This window comes from Algibacter luteus (assembly GCF_030344935.1).
In the GTDB taxonomy this organism is placed as follows: domain Bacteria; phylum Bacteroidota; class Bacteroidia; order Flavobacteriales; family Flavobacteriaceae; genus Arenitalea; species Arenitalea lutea.
In genome coordinates this window covers 465,769-481,279 of record NZ_CP128313.1, presented here as the reverse complement: position 1 = coordinate 481,279, position 15,511 = coordinate 465,769, and the positions used below count along the sequence as shown (strand labels likewise).

Here is a 15,511-nt window from a genome sequence, read left to right as displayed (position 1 = left end):
ATTATTTTAATCTTGGAAAGATTAAAACCCACGTTCCTTTTGCAATTGCTCGTAAGCAGCTTGCACTTGCCTAAACTTTTCTTCAGCGCCTTTTTGGTGTTCTTTCCCTAAATGAATCACCTTATCTGGGTGGTATTTTTTGGCCATTTTACGGTATGCTTTTTTAATTTCGTCATCGGTAGCGCTTTTATCAACCTCTAAAACTTTATAAGCATTGTCGCTACTGTTATAAAACATGGCTTTTATACTTTCGTAATCTTTAGAACTGATGCCTAAATAACCTGAAATTGTGTAAATCTGTTTTTCTTCGTCGCTTGTAACTGTACCATCAGCCTTGGCAATACCGAACAAGAAATGCATTAATTGTAGACGTGATGGATGATCCATCATTTGTCGAATTTGCAAACAAACGGGTCTTACCGAAACATTTTGCTTCCGTATATTTTTAAATAACTTAAAGGCATGATTTGCACGTTCTTTACCATACATGTTTAAGAATTGCTGACGCACAAAATCTAACTCGCTTTGATCTTGCTTACCATCTGCTTTGATAACTACCGAAGCTAAAATGAGTAAACTCACTTCAAAATCGCCCGATTGTGTTTGTGGGCGTTGTCTGGGTTGGGTTCTGTAGGTTGTTCTGCCTCTTCTAGTTTGTTGCCCCTGACCTAAAAACGGATTATCCTTACCATTTGCCATAGCATCGATAACACTACCTATTGCTAAACCTATTATTGCACCAATAGGACCACCAAACGACCAACCAATTGACGCACCTATCCATTTTGAAAAACCCATGTAATTATTTTATTTTAAATACGACCAAATATACCATTGTTAGTTGAATTTTTTATGCTTTTGTTACAGTTGAAATGCGTTAAGGATAGAACGGTATGTTTGAGCTCTCCCGATTAAAATCGGGAAGCGAGTAGTGATAGCCTGACCTTATAACGCCAAAAGCGTTTTAAGGGAACGCCCAATAAATTATTACAAAGGATTTGATTAACTTTGCACATTATTAATATGAAGAATTAAAATTAAAAAATATGTATCCAGCAGAATTAGTAAAACCAATGCGTGAAGATTTAACAAAAGTTGGTTTTGAAGAATTACATACTGCCGAAGCTGTTGAAACTGCTTTAGCAAAAGAAGGGACTACTTTAGTGGTTGTAAACTCGGTTTGTGGTTGTGCCGCAGCCAATGCCCGCCCAGGTGCTAGAATGAGTTTGCAAAATGCTAAAAAACCAGACAACATTGTAACGGTTTTTGCAGGTGTTGATAAAGATGCGGTTGATGCGGCTCGTGCCCACATGGTGCCTTTTCCTCCTAGTTCACCAAGTATGGCGTTATTTAAAAATGGCGAATTGGTGCACATGTTAGAGCGTCACCATATTGAAGGTAGACCAGCAGAATTAATTGCTGAAAACCTTGTTGATGCTTATAACGAGCATTGTTAAGAAGCTTTTAAAAAATAAGAAACCACGTTAATAGCGTGGTTTTTTTATGCGTTTACGCAACCTTTTCTATTTAATTTCATCTTATGGAAAAAAATAATTCGATGATACGAAACCAGTTTTTTAGTCCGTTTTTAGCTGTGATTTGTTTGAGCTTTTTAGCTTTTCAATGTGATGATGACATGACGCAAGAAGATGATAGCGCCCAATTAGAAGTTTTAAGATTAGAAATTGAAAATTTGGCTAAAACGTCAATATGTAACGAAGCTACCGAGTGCAAGTATATTGGCTTTGGCAGCAAACCTTGTGGTGGACCATCAGGCTATCTAATTTATTCGACTTCTATTGATACTGAAAAATTAGAAGGTTTAGTTTCAAATTACAATAAAATAAATGCAGAGTACAACTCAAAATGGGGTATTATTTCAGATTGTAGTATTGTAAACCCACCAACTAGTATAATTTGCGAAAATAACATCTGCGTTGCTGTGTACTAAAACATAGATTATTTATTTTTGGGGCATGATAAAAATCTTGTCTTATCCATTATCGGTTATTTACAATATTATTTTTGGGTTAACACTTGTTGTGTTCCACCCCATACAATGGTTTTGTTTTAATGCACTAGGTCCGAGAGCTCACGAAAAAAGTGTATTTGCGTTGCAATTTTGTTTAATGCGATGTGCAAATATTTTAGGCACACGGTTTTCTTTAAATAACCCGCATCAAATAGATACCAACCGACCGTTAATTATTGTTGCAAATCATCAAAGTTTGCACGATATATACCCGCTAACTTGGTATATGAGAAAACATCATCCTAAATTTATTAGCAAAATAGAATTAGGTAGAGGCATACCAAGCGTATCTTATAATTTACGTCATGGTGGAGCTGCATTAATCGATAGAAAAAACCCGAGACAATCGTTACCAGCACTCATGAAATTTGGTGAGTATATTGAAAAAAACAATTATGCTGCCGTTATTTTTCCTGAAGGCACGCGAAGTAAAGACGGTACGCCTAAACCATTTCAAACTAAAGGCTTAGATATTTTATTTAAAAAGATACCTTCAGCATTGGTTGTTCCTGTTTCTATAAACAACTCCTGGAAAATGTTACGTTATGGAAAGTTTCCAATGGGATTGGGCAATCATCTAACTTTTACCGTGCATAAACCTCTAGAATTAGCTACCTTTGTTAATAAGCAAGAACTTATTGCGCAGATTGAAACAACAATTAAAGCAGGTATTAACCATTAAAATAAGAGTGAAATGTCTTTAAAAAATAAAAGATTAGAGGTGATGAAGTTTTTGGAAAAAGACGTAGATGCCTTAATGGAGAAATATTTAATTCCGATTGACAGCATTTGGCAACCAACAGACTTTTTGCCGAATTCTGAATCTACGGATGGTGCTTTTTTTGAGGAAATTAAAGAAATTAGAGAGTTGGCTAAAGAATTACCTTATGATTTTTGGGTAGTTTTAGTTGGCGATATGATTACCGAAGAAGCCTTACCAACCTACGAATCTTGGTTAATGGATGTTGAAGGTGTAGACCAAGTTGAAAATGGCGGAAACGGATGGGGTAAATGGGTACGCCAATGGACTGCTGAAGAAAACAGACATGGCGATGTGCTTAACAAATACCTTTACCTTTCTGGTCGCGTAAATATGAAAGAAATTGAAAAAACCACACAGCATTTAATTGCCGATGGTTTTGATATTGGAACAGATAGAGACCCATATAAAAACTTTTGTTACACGAGTTTCCAAGAATTAGCCACTTATGTGTCGCACAATCGTGTTGCAAAACTGGCAAAAGATAAAGGGAACAAGCGATTGTCTAAAATGTGTAAAATTATTTCGGGCGATGAAATGCGCCACCATCATGCGTATTCTGAGTTTGTAGAACGTATTTTTAAAGTAGATCCTAGCCAAATGATGATGGCTTTTCATTATATGATGAAGCAAAAAATTACAATGCCAGCTCATTTTTTAAGAGAATCTGGAAATAAAATAGGCACTGCTTTTGAAGAGTTTTCAAATACTGCACAGCGTATTGGGGTTTACACCTCGACAGACTATGTTGATATTTTACAAAAATTGATAGACCGCTGGGAAATTGATAAGATCACTAATCTTACGGATGAAGCTGAAAAGGCAAGAGATTATTTAATGAAATTGCCTGCGAGAATGTATCGTTTATCTGAACGTATGAAAATTCCAGAAAACTCATTTCAATTTAAATGGGTAGAGCCCGCTATTACAAAGTAAAAGTAACTTCATTATTAATTGATTAATTACAATAACAAAAGGTTTAGGCCGATTTCTAGTTCAGAAAATAGCGAAACTGACGCTAGTACTGTTTTTGTATACAAACAATCGGGTAACATTGTTACGGCTTCCTATTCAAGTAAAAATATCGTGTCAGGTCATTTAATAGGATTGGTGAGTGCCAATGGCTCTATTAACATGCGGTATCATCAAGTGAATAAAAATGGTGAATTAATGACTGGAATTTGTACCTCAACGCCAGAAATACATACCAACGGAAAATTAACTTTGCATGAAGAATGGCAATGGACTTCTGGTAACAAATCTAAAGGCACATCTAAACTTCAAGAACTTTAAGGTTTATGCATTCAGAAGACATAATAAATAAGACTATAGCATTTGTAAAACATACCTTGGCAGATGCCGAAGGTGGGCACGATTGGTTTCATATTGAGCGGGTTTATAAAAACAGTCTTTTAATTAGTAAAACCGAAACTGTAGATCCTTTAGTAGTGGCTTTAGGCGCCTTATTACATGATATTGCAGATAGTAAATTTCATAATGGCGACGAAACTCTTGGCCCCAAAATAGCCCGTGAATTTTTATTTAAACACAATGTAGATTCAAAAATAATAGAGCATGTTATTCAAATTATTGAAAACATTTCTTTTAAATCGAGTTTATCTGGGAAAAATACATTCAAATCGTGCGAATTGGATGTTGTGCAAGATGCAGATAGATTGGATGCTATTGGTGCCATAGGTATTGCTCGTTGTTTTAATTATGGAGGTTTCAAAAACAGAGCACTTTACAATCCTGATATTAAACCCAACCCGAATATGACTAAGGAAGCATACAAAGCTTCAAACGCCCCATCTATCAATCATTTTTATGAAAAATTGCTGCTTTTAAAAGATAAGATGAACACCAAAACAGGGAAACAAATCGCTGAAGAAAGACATAACTATATGTTAGGTTTCCTAGACCAGTTTTATGGCGAATGGGAGGGCAAGAGGTAAATGCTTTACGTTTAATTCTCTAATGCCACTTGTAACGCTGTAATTTTATACTCCAAAATAGAAAGTTCTTCGGCATTTTCAATAATTTCTTCAACAGTTAAGTCGTCTTTACTGTTTATATAATTCATAATACCTTGTCTCTTATAGGAATAGTATTTTAAAGCTTCATTGATTTTATGTATCATACCTATTAATATTATTGTATAATAAGCTTAATTTCTTTTCTATAGTTAGAGGCACTTTTACCCGTAATGTCATTAAATACCTTATTGAAATGTGAGAAATTGTTAAATCCGCATTCGTAACAAACATCAGCAATACTCATTTCGCTTTCTTCAGATAATAATTTAGTAGCATGCACAACACGATATTCATTAACGACTTGCGTAAATGTTTTATTCGTGGCTTTTTTAAAGAATCTGCAAAACGCAGGAACTGTCATGTTTACTTTATCTGCCATTTCATCTAAAGCAATATGGTGATGGAAATTTTCACGTATGTATTTAAAAACCACACCTATTTTAGCACTGTCCTGTGCTTCGGGTTCAAAAGCTATTCCGTCGGCATTTAATAATGTATAGTCATCAGTTTTTGCTAAATAATCTAAGATTTCAAGAAATTTCAAGATACGTTTTAAACCATCGCACTCTAAAAGCTTCTCAATTTTTCGTCCAATCTTCTTTTTAGTATCAATTTTAAAACGAATGCCCTTTTTTGCACGCTCAAAAAGCGCCACTATATTGGCCATTTCTGGTATATTAAAAAACTCTTCTCCTAAAAAATCAGATTTAAATTGTACAATCGTTTCTGTGCCATTGGCTGTAAGCCTATCGGAAAACCCATTATGCGGCAAATTCGCACCAATTAAAATCAATTGACTGTTATTAAAATAAGATAAGTGATTTCCAATATGAGTCTTTCCTTGGCCTTTATTTACATAAACCAGCTCTAATTCAGGATGAAAGTGCCAATAGGCATTATTCTTGTCAACATTATCACCATGTTGCTTTACTAACAAGGAACTTCCAAAACTCGGGGTAAGTTTTTCAAAAGTAGGTTTCTTTTTAATCATGAGGGTACATATTTAATAACAAATTTAGTATTTATTATGCACACATTATATATTCTTTTACCCTAAATGTATGCTATATTAACTTTACACACCCTTAACAAATAATTAATAGATAATTTAGCATACAAATTAGTCAAAATTGATGTTTTCGGGGGCTTCCATCTAATATATCTTTGTACCGTTGAACGTTATAAAACCCAAATTATGAAAAACGTAATTAAAAACACAAAAAAAGGAATTCTAATGGTTGCCCTAATGGCTACGGTTAGCTCATTCGCTACAAACACTGATGCTTCTATTAAAACAGGCGTTAAAAAAACGGCTTTAGTATTAAAAAATGTAAAACAAGGTAATATTCTTTCTATTATAGATAGCAACGGGATCATTTTATATAAAGAAGCTATCGCAATTAATGGTGATTATAAAAAAGCTTTTGATTTAACTGAGTTACCAGATGGTGATTATGTTTTCGAACTTGAAAAAGATTTAGAAATTAAAACCATTCCATTTTCAATTGCATCTGATGTGGTTAGCATGAATGCTAAAAATGAAGTGTCGTACTTTAAACCTTTTGTAAAACAGATTAATGATTTAGTTTATGTATCTAAACTTAATTTATCTCAAGAAGATACTAAGATTAACATTTTTGAAAACATTGAAGGAACATACACATTAGTGCATTCTGAAAAATTTGAAAATGAAAAGACGATACACAAAGCTTTTAAATTGAATAAAGGAAATTATAAAATTGAAATAAACTCGATTAATACCGAGTATACAACATTCATTAATAATTAGTTTAATGTCTTATTTAGTTTAGTTTAGTTGGTAAAAGTGGGCTGTGGTGGCCCACTTTTCTTTTCTACAATCTTCAAAATTTTATTCGCACACATTGATGTAGTGCTTTTTTTGTCTTCCAGGTTTTTGGTATCGATTTCTTGAAAATGGTAAATATATACCCTATTAACTTACTTCTATTTTATATTAATTTAACCCAAAGTTAATGTAAAAATAACAGATAATTTAGCACATAAATTAGTCAATATCAATGTTTTACACATCGTAAAACTAACATACCTTTGAAGTGTTGAACGTTATAAAACCCAAATTATGAAAAACACAATTAAAAACACAAAAAAAGGAATCTTAATGGTAACAATGTTTGCTACCTTGTTAAGTTTCGCAAATGATGGATCATTATTTAACATTACTAATGATGCAAAAAGAACCTACCTTACTTTAGAATCTGTAAAGCAAGGTAACCTATTATCTGTAAAAGATATAAACGGTATTATATTATACAAAGAGTACATCCAAAAAACAGGAACTTACACAAAAGGTTTTGATTTAACGGCTTTACCGGATGGTGAATATGTTTTTGAACTTGACAAAGATTTAGAAATAAACACTATACCTTTTAAAGTCGATTCAAATGTGGTTGTTTTTAATAAAGAAAACGAAAAAACAATCTACAAGCCTGTGGTAAGAGTTAAGAGTGGTTTAGTTTATGTAACAAAACTTAATTTAAACGAAACACCTTTAAAAATTAGTATTTATTTTCAAAACGAAAGTGGATCAGAGTTAATGTATAAAGAAATCATTACAGAAACCACTTCTAAAACTATTAGCAAAATCTTTAAGCTTGAAGGCTTGAAAAAAGGATCTTACAAAATGATATTTAATTCTGAAGGTAGACAATTTGTTGAATACATTAACTAATTTCTAATTGCCCTATTTTAGAATATGTTGAGAAAAGTGAGCTGTAATGGCTCACTTTTTTTTAGAATAATTTTAACTGCCCGTTTTTACAAGGCTGATGCAAATTACAATTCAGTTTTTGTGGTGCTTTATCTTTAAAGTATTTAAGTTTAGCCAGTTTTACCAGATTATTAATTTGTTCGGCTATTTTACCTTCACCTCGCATGCGTGCACCAAATCTTGAATCGTTTAAAACACCTCCATGGCAACTTTCTATTTGATGTAATACCTTATCTGCCCTATCGGGCATTGTTTTTTTAACCCAATCGGTAAAAATTTCACCAATAGCGCCATTAAGTCTCACTATGGTATGACCAATAGATAAGGCTCCAGCTTCTGAAACCGCTTTGGCCATTGGTAATATTTCATGACTGTTTATAGACGGGATAATAGGCGCCAACATCACATTAACCGGAATTCTATTTGTGCTTAAAACCTGTATGGTTTCTAATCGTTTTTTACTGGTTGTTGTTCTAGGCTCTAAAATACGTCGTGTATTTTCAGAAAGTGAGGTTACCGAGATGTTTACACTCACCAATTGATCTTGAGCCAAGACTTTTAAAAGATCCAAATCTCTTAAAACTAAAGCGTTTTTGGTTATAATCCCAACAGGATGCTTGCACTTTAAAAACACTTCTAAACAGGCTCTTGTTATTTTATAAATTTTTTCGGCTGGTTGGTAACAATCCGTGTTCCCAGACATGACTATAGGTTGTGCTTTCCAGTTTTTACTTTTTAATTTGGCTTCTAATAATTTTGGGGCGTCTTTTTTAACCAAAATACGTCGTTCAAAATCTAAACCAGGACTGTAACCCCAAAACTCGTGCGTGTTTCGGGCGTAGCAATAAATACAACCGTGTTCGCAACCTTGGTAAGCATTCATGGAATACCCCATACCAACATCAGGACTTTGTACTTTATTGACTATGGTTTTAGGAAACACCTCCAGATATTTCGTTTTATTTGTATCGGGAGTTTCGCCTTCCTTATGGCAATATTCTAGGAAGTCGTAACGCATCTCGTGACTAAGTTCAAAAAACCGATTAGGCAGATTAAGTTGCGCACCGCGACCTTTTATGGTAGATTTTGGGTTCATGCTGTAAAATTAAAGAGTAGTATGATTTAAGTAGCTCTTTAAAATTAGCAATTATATAAACCCAAAACTGTTAAAATAAAAAAGGGTTATTAACAAACTAGCAGGAGTATTATTGTTTTATCAATTTCAAGATTGAAGTTCTATCTTGTTCGCTCACCAATTTTAAAATATAAATGCCAATTGGTAATGATTCTGAAAAATATTCAAAATCGGAAACCTCAGTGGACTTGTAAATGACTTTACCTAATAAGTTATATAATTCTATATCTTGAATTTGAGATTTAGTATCAATATTTACCTTGTCTTTGAAAGGATTGGGATATATTTTGATGTTTTCAATTTCTAATTTTTTTTTACTCAAGGTCGTACCATCACCAGTAAATAGCTGATCAAAATGAGCAGTTGCTGTCCCAGGATCTTGAAGATATACGCCAGCTTTCCAATAGCTTGGGAATGTCCAATATGAAACATCTACATTTACTTTTTCAACCCCTTCAAAATCAATAATCATATTCCCACTTACTAGTCGGATATCGACGTTAAAGTATCCACCAGGATCAGCTCCTAAATCGATATGCATATTATTATTCCCTGTAATATCAGTCTTATAAACCGCCCAAATATGGTTGTTTGGAGTCTTGTTATTATGCTTATAAATTCTTAGTAATGGTTTATTTGGCCCGCTTCCAGCATTGGCGTCATCATGAATTTGTAATATGGTTACTTGATAGTTATCAGGTGTTTGTGAAACAATATCTATGGTAGCATGTAATGAACGATCTGCTGAATTAAGATTCCAGTTAATTTCATCCCTTAGTTCTGTACGCTGGCTATCACCAGTTTGATTAAAAAGAATTTTATCGGTATCGACTACATGAAACCAAGTGCCGTGTGTATAGCCACTATTTAATGCTGAATTTGTTGCAGCAGTATTGCTCCCTGGAGCTTGCAATTTGCAATGAGATAAAAAAGCTTGAAATTTTGGTATATCTGAAGGTGCCTGAGCACACACTTCTGAAATGCTTAGCATCACACTAAAAATCAAACCTATTTTTAAACTTGATTTAAGCGTAAAAAATCTGAAATAACTTTTAGATATAATTGATTGTAATAAATTGAAATTCATCATTTTAGAAGTGGTATAAGTGTTGTTAAATAATTGGTTTACCAATTTATGAAAATAAATTAACAATCTATTAAATTTGTTTGAATATCATCCCACAAGTTTCAATATTTCGTTACTTAATCACGTCATATGAACATCATAAGAATTAAACGACTTACAAACAACCCTACTCCCCCGGGAAATCAGCTTTTCGTTTCTGTAAAAATGCGGTAGTGCCTTCTTCAAAATCTGCGGTGCCAAAGCATTTACCAAATTCTTTAATTTCAATATCAAAACCGTTCACACCGTCTTTATAGTTCGCATTAATGGCTTTTATGGCGCCACTAATAGCTACTGTAGAGTTTCGTAAAATTTTAGAAGCTATTTTTTCGCATAGTGGTAGTATTTCTTCTTGTGTGGTGACATGGTTTACGAGTCCGTAGCTTAAGGCTTGGTTTGCGTCTATCATGCCTGCGGTCATAATCATTTCCATGGCGCGCCCTTTGCCTACTAATTGCGGTAATCGCTGTGTTCCTCCATACCCCGGAATAACACCTAACGACACTTCTGGCAAGCCTAATTTAGCATTGTCGCTAGCTACTCTAAAATGGCATGCCATGGCTAATTCGAGTCCACCACCAAGGGCAAACCCATTGACAGCGGCAATAACTGGTGTGGATAAATTTTCAACATAATCGAATAAAATATTTTGCCCGCTTGCGGCAAGTTTGGTCCCCTCGCTAACATCATAATCGGCAAATTCGCTTATATCGGCACCAGCAACAAAAGCTTTTTCGCCACTGCCGGTTACAATAATGATTTTAGTGTCTTTATCTTCTTGCGCCGCTTTAAAGGCTTCGTGCAATTCTTCAATAGTTTCTCTGTTAAGTGCGTTTAATTTATTAGGGCGATTGATGGTTATTGTTCTGATACCACCGTTTTCTTCGGTTAGGATATTATTGTATTTCATGATTTTGGTTCTTTATAAAATCCCTATCTGCATAGGAATGGTTACTCTTTAGGGAATGTCACTTTAAATGTTGTGCCTTTATTTTTTTCTGATACAAAAGACACCGAGCCTTTATAGGTATCTACAATATTTTTTACCATGGCTAAGCCAAGACCCATACCACTTGTTTTGGTCGTGAATTTGGGCTCGAAAACCTTATGCTTGTTCTCTTCGGCAACTCCCAATCCATTATCGGCTACGGTTATTAGCACATCGCCATTGTTTTGCGACACGTGAATTACAATTTTTGGCGTTTTATCTTCAGGAATTGCCTGAATAGCATTTTTAACCAAGTTGGTAACCACACGAATGAGTTGTGTTCTATCAAATTTAGCAATTATTTCATCTGAATCCGTACTAAAAATAATATAATCTTCGTTAAAAATATCGAGCGCCAATTTTACAATTTTAACCACATTAAGGGTTTCATTTTGTTGTGCTGGCATTTTAGCAAAGTTTGAAAATGCCGAGGCTATAGAACTCATAGTGTCTATTTGCTGAATTAAGGTTTTACTATATTCATCTAGTTTTTGATGGATGTTTTCATCTTCGGGATTAAACTTCCGTTGGAAATTCTGCACCGTTAAACGCATCGGCGTTAGTGGATTTTTAATTTCATGCGCTACTTGTTTTGCCATTTCTCTCCATGCTTGTTCGCGCTCACTTTTTGCCAATTGCACCGCACTTTCCTCAAGCTCGTCTATCATACTATTATAAGAGTTTACCAAAGTTGAGATTTCTTCAGAAGTATCATCAACATCAATACGTTCGTTACGTTTTTCAAGTCTTGTTGTGTTTATTTTATCACTAATAGTTTTTAATGATTTGGTAATGTATTTTGATAATAAAAAGGCAATGCCAACGGCTGTTAAAAGCACCAACATAAAGGCAAACCCTAATCGTTGTAAGAACTCTTGAAGTTCTTTGGAAAGAAAATCGTCTTTTTCTAAATACGGGATATTTAAAATAGCGATGGCCTTAGATCTATTATCTGTAATGTAGGTGTAAGAGGACTGGAAAGTTTCGCCATTTTCTTTATGCTTATCTACATAACGGTGTTGTGCAATTTCTGAAGCGTTATTAAATTCTATATTTTGAGTTAAAGCATTCATAACTTCCGCTGTAAGGCATTTAGCAACGTTATTATCTTGCAATCCTGCTTTTGAGGTGATGAGCAAATCCCCTTCTAAATTGTATAAGTTAATTTGAAGTTTATGAATGTCGGCAACGTTGTAAATTTCTTCTTTAAATATAAGAGGGATGTTTTCTGTTTTAACTTCCCAAGTATTTTGGCGACCATTTAAAACACGCTTTAAATGTGTTTGAATGTTTTCTTCTTTGCGCTCTAAACGCTCTTTATGGTAGTCTTCACTCTGCTCCTTGTATTGGTAAATGGCTACTGCCGAAATAAGCACTGATGCTAATAATACTAGCAAAATCATGGCTAGAAAGATGCGAGTGCGTAAGGAGAGTTTCTTTAATTTCATGTATTCATTATGATTCAATAAATATAACAATAATCAAACCAAACAGCCTAAGGCTCATATAAAAACTCTAAGATAACTTTTGTATGGTCATATATAGAAAAATATAGATTATCTACAAACACCGCAGCAATAACTTTAATCGAAATCAATTAAGTATTGTTTTTCCATTATTATACAAGATTTAATCATAACTCATTCTAATAAATATTAAATAATTAAAGAAAATTCGACAAAACGCATTTACATTAACGTATTTCGTCGATTAAATTTGTCTTATGTCGGATATTTTTCTTTATTGTAGAGTCTAAGTACAATAAAATGAAAAAACTACTACTTATTCTCCTTTTATCTTCAAGTCTTCTTGTAAGCTCTCAAGAAACCCTTGAAATTATGGGAACAATTGTGAACAGTCAAAACACGCCCGTAAGTTCCGCTTCAGTCAGCATTCCTGCTGCGTTTTTAAGAACCACAACCGATCAAGAAGGTCAATTCAATTTATCACTAGAAAATGTTAATTATAAAATTGATGATATCATTAAAATATCAAGTACAGCCACTGATGAGACCATTAATATGACCATTGGGGACTATATGGAATTAAACAAAAAACAAATAGTTTTAAACGAGGGAACCCTAACTGATAAAAGGAATAATGAAAAAAATACTTCAACTAATGAAGAACAAATTGAGTATTCTGAAGCGAAAAAGACGTTGCTAACTTTAAACAAAGTAAAAAAAGGAGACAAAATTTCAATAAAAAATTATCGCGGACAAACATTTTTTAATGAACGTGTAGTGACAGAAAATCTTCTTAGTAAAGAATTTGATTTAAATTATTTAAGAGATGGTAGTTATTATTTTGAAATTGAAAAGGATGTACAAATTGACATCATACCATTTAATATAAGCTTCGAAAAAGGTATTATTTACTTAAAAAATAAAGAAAACACACTTTTTAAACCACATGTTAAATTTGAAAATGAGTCTGTAAAACTGACGCAATTGTCTCCAAATAAAGAGCCCGTAACAGTGAATATTTATGGTGATTACCATAATACTTATGAGTTAATATACACTGAGACAATTAGAGATGAACAAGATATTAAACGTCTTTACAAACTAGAAAAAGGAAATTTCAAAATTGTGATTAAGTCCAACAATAAGGAATACGCTACATTAATTAATAATTATGATTAGTTAAAAGGTATACAAGTTTAAACCTGTTTTGTAGCAATTCGCTATTTTGTATTTAGTTTTGCAATTCTGCATTCACAAATACTATTTTTCTAAAACCATACAGCGCAAAACTTCTCAAGCTTCAGGATTTTTATTACGGATATTTTTATACACTTTATACCCAAGCATAATAAGCACTCCAAGAATAACAAGCCCAATAATACCCCAAACCCAGTTGATGGCATTTTGTAAAATAACCAAAAATACAACAGCGAAAAGGATAAATGTGGCGCCTTCGTTCCAGATACGCATATAACTGGAGGTTTTTTTGACCACATTGTTTTGTAATTGGTTGAAATATTGATGAGTTTTAAAGTGATAGATATACAGTAAAAACACAAAAGCAAGTTTTACATGCATCCATGGTTGTTGCAGCCAATATGGTTGTAAAACAAGCAACCAAATCGCGAAAAGTGTAGCTAAAATGGCCGATGGCCAGGTAATAATAAACCACAAACGTTTGGCCATGAGTTTAAGTTGCTCACCCAAAATTTCTTTATCAGGCGAGGGTTTTTGAGACGCTTCAATTTGATATACAAACAAGCGCGGAATATAAAATAAGCCCGCAAACCATGTGATTACAAAAATGAGATGAAAAGCTTTGATATATTGGTAATATTCCATTTTAGCCGGCTATTTCTGGTTTTTTCACCCAATTGTTTACCCAATTGGATAGGAGATCTACAAACTCTTGATCGTCGTTTAAACACGGAATGGTTGTAAATGTTTTACCGCCAACTTCATGAAATATTTCTTCGCCTTCCATAGCAATTTCTTCTAACGTTTCAAGACAATCGCTTACGAAAGCTGGTGTTACAATAGCCATGTTTTTTATGCCTTGTTTACCTAAACGCTCAATGGTTCTATCGGTATATGGTTGCAACCAAGGATCGAATCCTAATCGAGATTGGAAAGATGTGGAATAAGTGCCTTCTTGTAATTGTAATTTTTCGGCAACCAATCTAGTAACTTCTAAACATTGATGCCTATAGCAAAACTCGTGCGCTTTACTAGGTGTTACACAACAGCTCCCATCTATTTTACAATGCGATTTGGTAACGTCGCTTTTTCGAATATGACGTTCTGGAACGCCGTGATAAGAAAATAATAAATGCTCGTAGTTTTTACCTTCTAAATGTCCTTTTATGGAGTTTGAAAGTACTTCGATATAATCTGGTTTGTTATAAAACGCGGGAACCGATTCTATTTTTAATTTAGGAAAAAATTCTTGTCGTAACTCTTCGGCTAACACTGTAATAGTTTCGGTTGTTGCCATGGCAAACTGTGGATATAGCGGAAAGAGCAACACCTCTTCTACACCTTTATCTACTAACTCTTGAAGCCCTTTTTTAATGGTCATACTACCATAACGCATGGCTAAAGCTACAGGTTGCTCAACCTGTTGTTGTATTTTATTTTGAAGACGTTCTGAAAGTACAATGAGTGGCGAGCCTTCGTCCCACCAGATTTTTTTATAAGCTGCAGCCGATTGTTTTGGGCGTGTGTTTAAAATGATGCCCTTTACAAGTGCAGTTCTGGCTACTAATGGAATATCGATAACACGCTCGTCCATTAAAAACTCGCCTAAATATTTTTTGACATCTTTTGGGTCTGGACTGTCTGGAGAGCCCAGATTCACAAGTAGAATTCCTTTTTTCATCTGTTAATTTTCAATTTTTTTAAGATGAGATGCAATTCGCCTTGTCACAATTTGGTAAGTTTCCATGCTGCTGTTATGGCTCATTTCATTTCTTTTTTATAGCCTTGCAAAAATACGATAGATATTGCAATCTTAAAATCTTGTAAAACATATTCTTCAAGATTTATTGGCTTTAGCGGTTTATTTTAAGCTTTTTGGTTGTTGATATAATTCCGGACGCACTTCATTATAATCACAATCTTGAAAGATGCCACACGACACATTTGTTCTTGCTAGAGATTTCCCTTGGATATTTTTAGATAAGGCTTCTATTTCTGGGGTTAAATATTTCATTTCTGTAT

General features: G+C 33.8%; 19 protein-coding genes. 9 read left to right on the top strand and 10 right to left on the bottom strand.

Annotated elements, in window-relative coordinates:
- Positions 1–21 precede the first annotated feature (21 nt).
- Positions 22–798, bottom strand: a complete 777-nt coding sequence (locus tag O5O44_RS02125; RefSeq protein WP_289195552.1) for a TerB family tellurite resistance protein — start codon at positions 796–798, stop codon at positions 22–24.
- A gap of 248 nt (positions 799–1,046) precedes the next feature.
- Here O5O44_RS02125 and O5O44_RS02120 point away from each other — a divergent pair, with 248 nt between their 5' ends.
- From O5O44_RS02120 to O5O44_RS02095, 6 genes are all read left to right on the top strand, one after another.
- Complete coding sequence (locus O5O44_RS02120; protein ID WP_289195551.1) at positions 1,047–1,457, top strand: BrxA/BrxB family bacilliredoxin; 411 nt, start codon at positions 1,047–1,049, stop codon at positions 1,455–1,457.
- Positions 1,458–1,540: 83 nt separating this feature from the next.
- Positions 1,541–1,951, top strand: coding sequence for a hypothetical protein (locus O5O44_RS02115; RefSeq protein ID WP_289195550.1), 411 nt, complete (start codon positions 1,541–1,543; stop codon positions 1,949–1,951).
- Between the two features lie 25 nt (positions 1,952–1,976).
- The gene (locus O5O44_RS02110; RefSeq protein WP_289195549.1) at positions 1,977–2,714 is read left to right on the top strand and encodes a 1-acyl-sn-glycerol-3-phosphate acyltransferase; all 738 of its coding nucleotides are present in this window, start codon (positions 1,977–1,979) and stop codon (positions 2,712–2,714) included.
- Positions 2,715–2,726: 12 nt separating this feature from the next.
- The gene (locus O5O44_RS02105) at positions 2,727–3,728 is read left to right on the top strand and encodes an acyl-ACP desaturase (RefSeq protein ID WP_289195548.1); all 1,002 of its coding nucleotides are present in this window, start codon (positions 2,727–2,729) and stop codon (positions 3,726–3,728) included.
- A gap of 18 nt (positions 3,729–3,746) precedes the next feature.
- Complete coding sequence (locus O5O44_RS02100) at positions 3,747–4,085, top strand: avidin-fold protein (protein WP_289195547.1); 339 nt, start codon at positions 3,747–3,749, stop codon at positions 4,083–4,085.
- Between the two features lie 5 nt (positions 4,086–4,090).
- On the top strand, positions 4,091–4,747 hold the full coding sequence (locus tag O5O44_RS02095) for an HD domain-containing protein (protein ID WP_289195546.1): 657 nt from the start codon (positions 4,091–4,093) through the stop codon (positions 4,745–4,747).
- Positions 4,748–4,758: 11 nt separating this feature from the next.
- Here O5O44_RS02095 and O5O44_RS02090 read toward each other — a convergent pair whose 3' ends face one another.
- Entirely contained in the window at positions 4,759–4,932 is a 174-nt protein-coding gene (locus O5O44_RS02090; RefSeq protein ID WP_289195545.1) for a hypothetical protein, read from the bottom strand.
- Between the two features lie 11 nt (positions 4,933–4,943).
- Positions 4,944–5,819 carry an AraC family transcriptional regulator gene (locus O5O44_RS02085; RefSeq protein WP_289195544.1) on the bottom strand — a complete coding sequence of 292 codons (876 nt, stop codon included), beginning with the start codon at positions 5,817–5,819 and terminating at the stop codon, positions 4,944–4,946.
- A gap of 204 nt (positions 5,820–6,023) precedes the next feature.
- Between O5O44_RS02085 and O5O44_RS02080 the strand changes: the two genes are divergently transcribed.
- Entirely contained in the window at positions 6,024–6,617 is a 594-nt protein-coding gene (locus O5O44_RS02080) for a hypothetical protein (RefSeq protein ID WP_289195543.1), read from the top strand.
- Between the two features lie 312 nt (positions 6,618–6,929).
- Positions 6,930–7,538 carry a hypothetical protein gene (locus O5O44_RS02075; protein WP_289195542.1) on the top strand — a complete coding sequence of 203 codons (609 nt, stop codon included), beginning with the start codon at positions 6,930–6,932 and terminating at the stop codon, positions 7,536–7,538.
- A 61-nt stretch (positions 7,539–7,599) separates the two neighbouring features.
- Here O5O44_RS02075 and O5O44_RS02070 read toward each other — a convergent pair whose 3' ends face one another.
- The 4 genes from O5O44_RS02070 to O5O44_RS02055 all read right to left on the bottom strand — a co-directional run bounded on the left by O5O44_RS02070 (position 7,600) and on the right by O5O44_RS02055 (position 12,274).
- Positions 7,600–8,673 carry a PA0069 family radical SAM protein gene (locus O5O44_RS02070; RefSeq protein WP_289195541.1) on the bottom strand — a complete coding sequence of 358 codons (1,074 nt, stop codon included), beginning with the start codon at positions 8,671–8,673 and terminating at the stop codon, positions 7,600–7,602.
- A 109-nt stretch (positions 8,674–8,782) separates the two neighbouring features.
- On the bottom strand, positions 8,783–9,865 hold the full coding sequence (locus O5O44_RS02065; RefSeq protein WP_289195540.1) for a polysaccharide lyase family 7 protein: 1,083 nt from the start codon (positions 9,863–9,865) through the stop codon (positions 8,783–8,785).
- 100 nt (positions 9,866–9,965) lie between these two features.
- Positions 9,966–10,748: an enoyl-CoA hydratase/isomerase family protein gene (locus O5O44_RS02060; protein WP_289195539.1), complete on the bottom strand. Its 783-nt coding sequence runs from the start codon at positions 10,746–10,748 to the stop codon at positions 9,966–9,968.
- Between the two features lie 41 nt (positions 10,749–10,789).
- Positions 10,790–12,274, bottom strand: coding sequence for a sensor histidine kinase (locus tag O5O44_RS02055; protein ID WP_289195538.1), 1,485 nt, complete (start codon positions 12,272–12,274; stop codon positions 10,790–10,792).
- Positions 12,275–12,592: 318 nt separating this feature from the next.
- Here O5O44_RS02055 and O5O44_RS02050 point away from each other — a divergent pair, with 318 nt between their 5' ends.
- The gene (locus O5O44_RS02050) at positions 12,593–13,471 is read left to right on the top strand and encodes a carboxypeptidase-like regulatory domain-containing protein (protein ID WP_289195537.1); all 879 of its coding nucleotides are present in this window, start codon (positions 12,593–12,595) and stop codon (positions 13,469–13,471) included.
- Between the two features lie 114 nt (positions 13,472–13,585).
- Here the strand turns inward: O5O44_RS02050 and O5O44_RS02045 are convergent, their stop codons facing one another.
- The 3 genes from O5O44_RS02045 to O5O44_RS02035 all read right to left on the bottom strand — a co-directional run bounded on the left by O5O44_RS02045 (position 13,586) and on the right by O5O44_RS02035 (position 15,503).
- Positions 13,586–14,134 (bottom strand): CopD family protein, encoded by a 549-nt coding sequence (locus O5O44_RS02045; RefSeq protein ID WP_289195536.1) that lies wholly within the window; start codon positions 14,132–14,134, stop codon positions 13,586–13,588.
- 1 nt (position 14,135) lies between these two features.
- Positions 14,136–15,170, bottom strand: coding sequence for a ferrochelatase (gene hemH / locus O5O44_RS02040; RefSeq protein ID WP_289195535.1), 1,035 nt, complete (start codon positions 15,168–15,170; stop codon positions 14,136–14,138).
- 180 nt (positions 15,171–15,350) lie between these two features.
- Positions 15,351–15,503, bottom strand: a complete 153-nt coding sequence (locus tag O5O44_RS02035; protein WP_289195534.1) for a hypothetical protein — start codon at positions 15,501–15,503, stop codon at positions 15,351–15,353.
- Positions 15,504–15,511: the final 8 nt, after the last annotated feature.

Coding starts and splice junctions, on each gene's coding strand:
- O5O44_RS02125 (WP_289195552.1), bottom strand. CDS start 798: ATGGGTTTTTCAAAATGGATAGGTGCGTCAATTGGTTGGTCGTTTGGT.
- O5O44_RS02120 (WP_289195551.1), top strand. CDS start 1,047: ATGTATCCAGCAGAATTAGTAAAACCAATGCGTGAAGATTTAACAAAA.
- O5O44_RS02115 (WP_289195550.1), top strand. CDS start 1,541: ATGGAAAAAAATAATTCGATGATACGAAACCAGTTTTTTAGTCCGTTT.
- O5O44_RS02110 (WP_289195549.1), top strand. CDS start 1,977: ATGATAAAAATCTTGTCTTATCCATTATCGGTTATTTACAATATTATT.
- O5O44_RS02105 (WP_289195548.1), top strand. CDS start 2,727: ATGTCTTTAAAAAATAAAAGATTAGAGGTGATGAAGTTTTTGGAAAAA.
- O5O44_RS02095 (WP_289195546.1), top strand. CDS start 4,091: ATGCATTCAGAAGACATAATAAATAAGACTATAGCATTTGTAAAACAT.
- O5O44_RS02090 (WP_289195545.1), bottom strand. CDS start 4,932: ATGATACATAAAATCAATGAAGCTTTAAAATACTATTCCTATAAGAGA.
- O5O44_RS02085 (WP_289195544.1), bottom strand. CDS start 5,819: ATGATTAAAAAGAAACCTACTTTTGAAAAACTTACCCCGAGTTTTGGA.
- O5O44_RS02080 (WP_289195543.1), top strand. CDS start 6,024: ATGAAAAACGTAATTAAAAACACAAAAAAAGGAATTCTAATGGTTGCC.
- O5O44_RS02075 (WP_289195542.1), top strand. CDS start 6,930: ATGAAAAACACAATTAAAAACACAAAAAAAGGAATCTTAATGGTAACA.
- O5O44_RS02070 (WP_289195541.1), bottom strand. CDS start 8,673: ATGAACCCAAAATCTACCATAAAAGGTCGCGGTGCGCAACTTAATCTG.
- O5O44_RS02060 (WP_289195539.1), bottom strand. CDS start 10,748: ATGAAATACAATAATATCCTAACCGAAGAAAACGGTGGTATCAGAACA.
- O5O44_RS02055 (WP_289195538.1), bottom strand. CDS start 12,274: ATGAAATTAAAGAAACTCTCCTTACGCACTCGCATCTTTCTAGCCATG.
- O5O44_RS02050 (WP_289195537.1), top strand. CDS start 12,593: ATGAAAAAACTACTACTTATTCTCCTTTTATCTTCAAGTCTTCTTGTA.
- O5O44_RS02045 (WP_289195536.1), bottom strand. CDS start 14,134: ATGGAATATTACCAATATATCAAAGCTTTTCATCTCATTTTTGTAATC.
- hemH (WP_289195535.1), bottom strand. CDS start 15,170: ATGAAAAAAGGAATTCTACTTGTGAATCTGGGCTCTCCAGACAGTCCA.
- O5O44_RS02035 (WP_289195534.1), bottom strand. CDS start 15,503: ATGAAATATTTAACCCCAGAAATAGAAGCCTTATCTAAAAATATCCAA.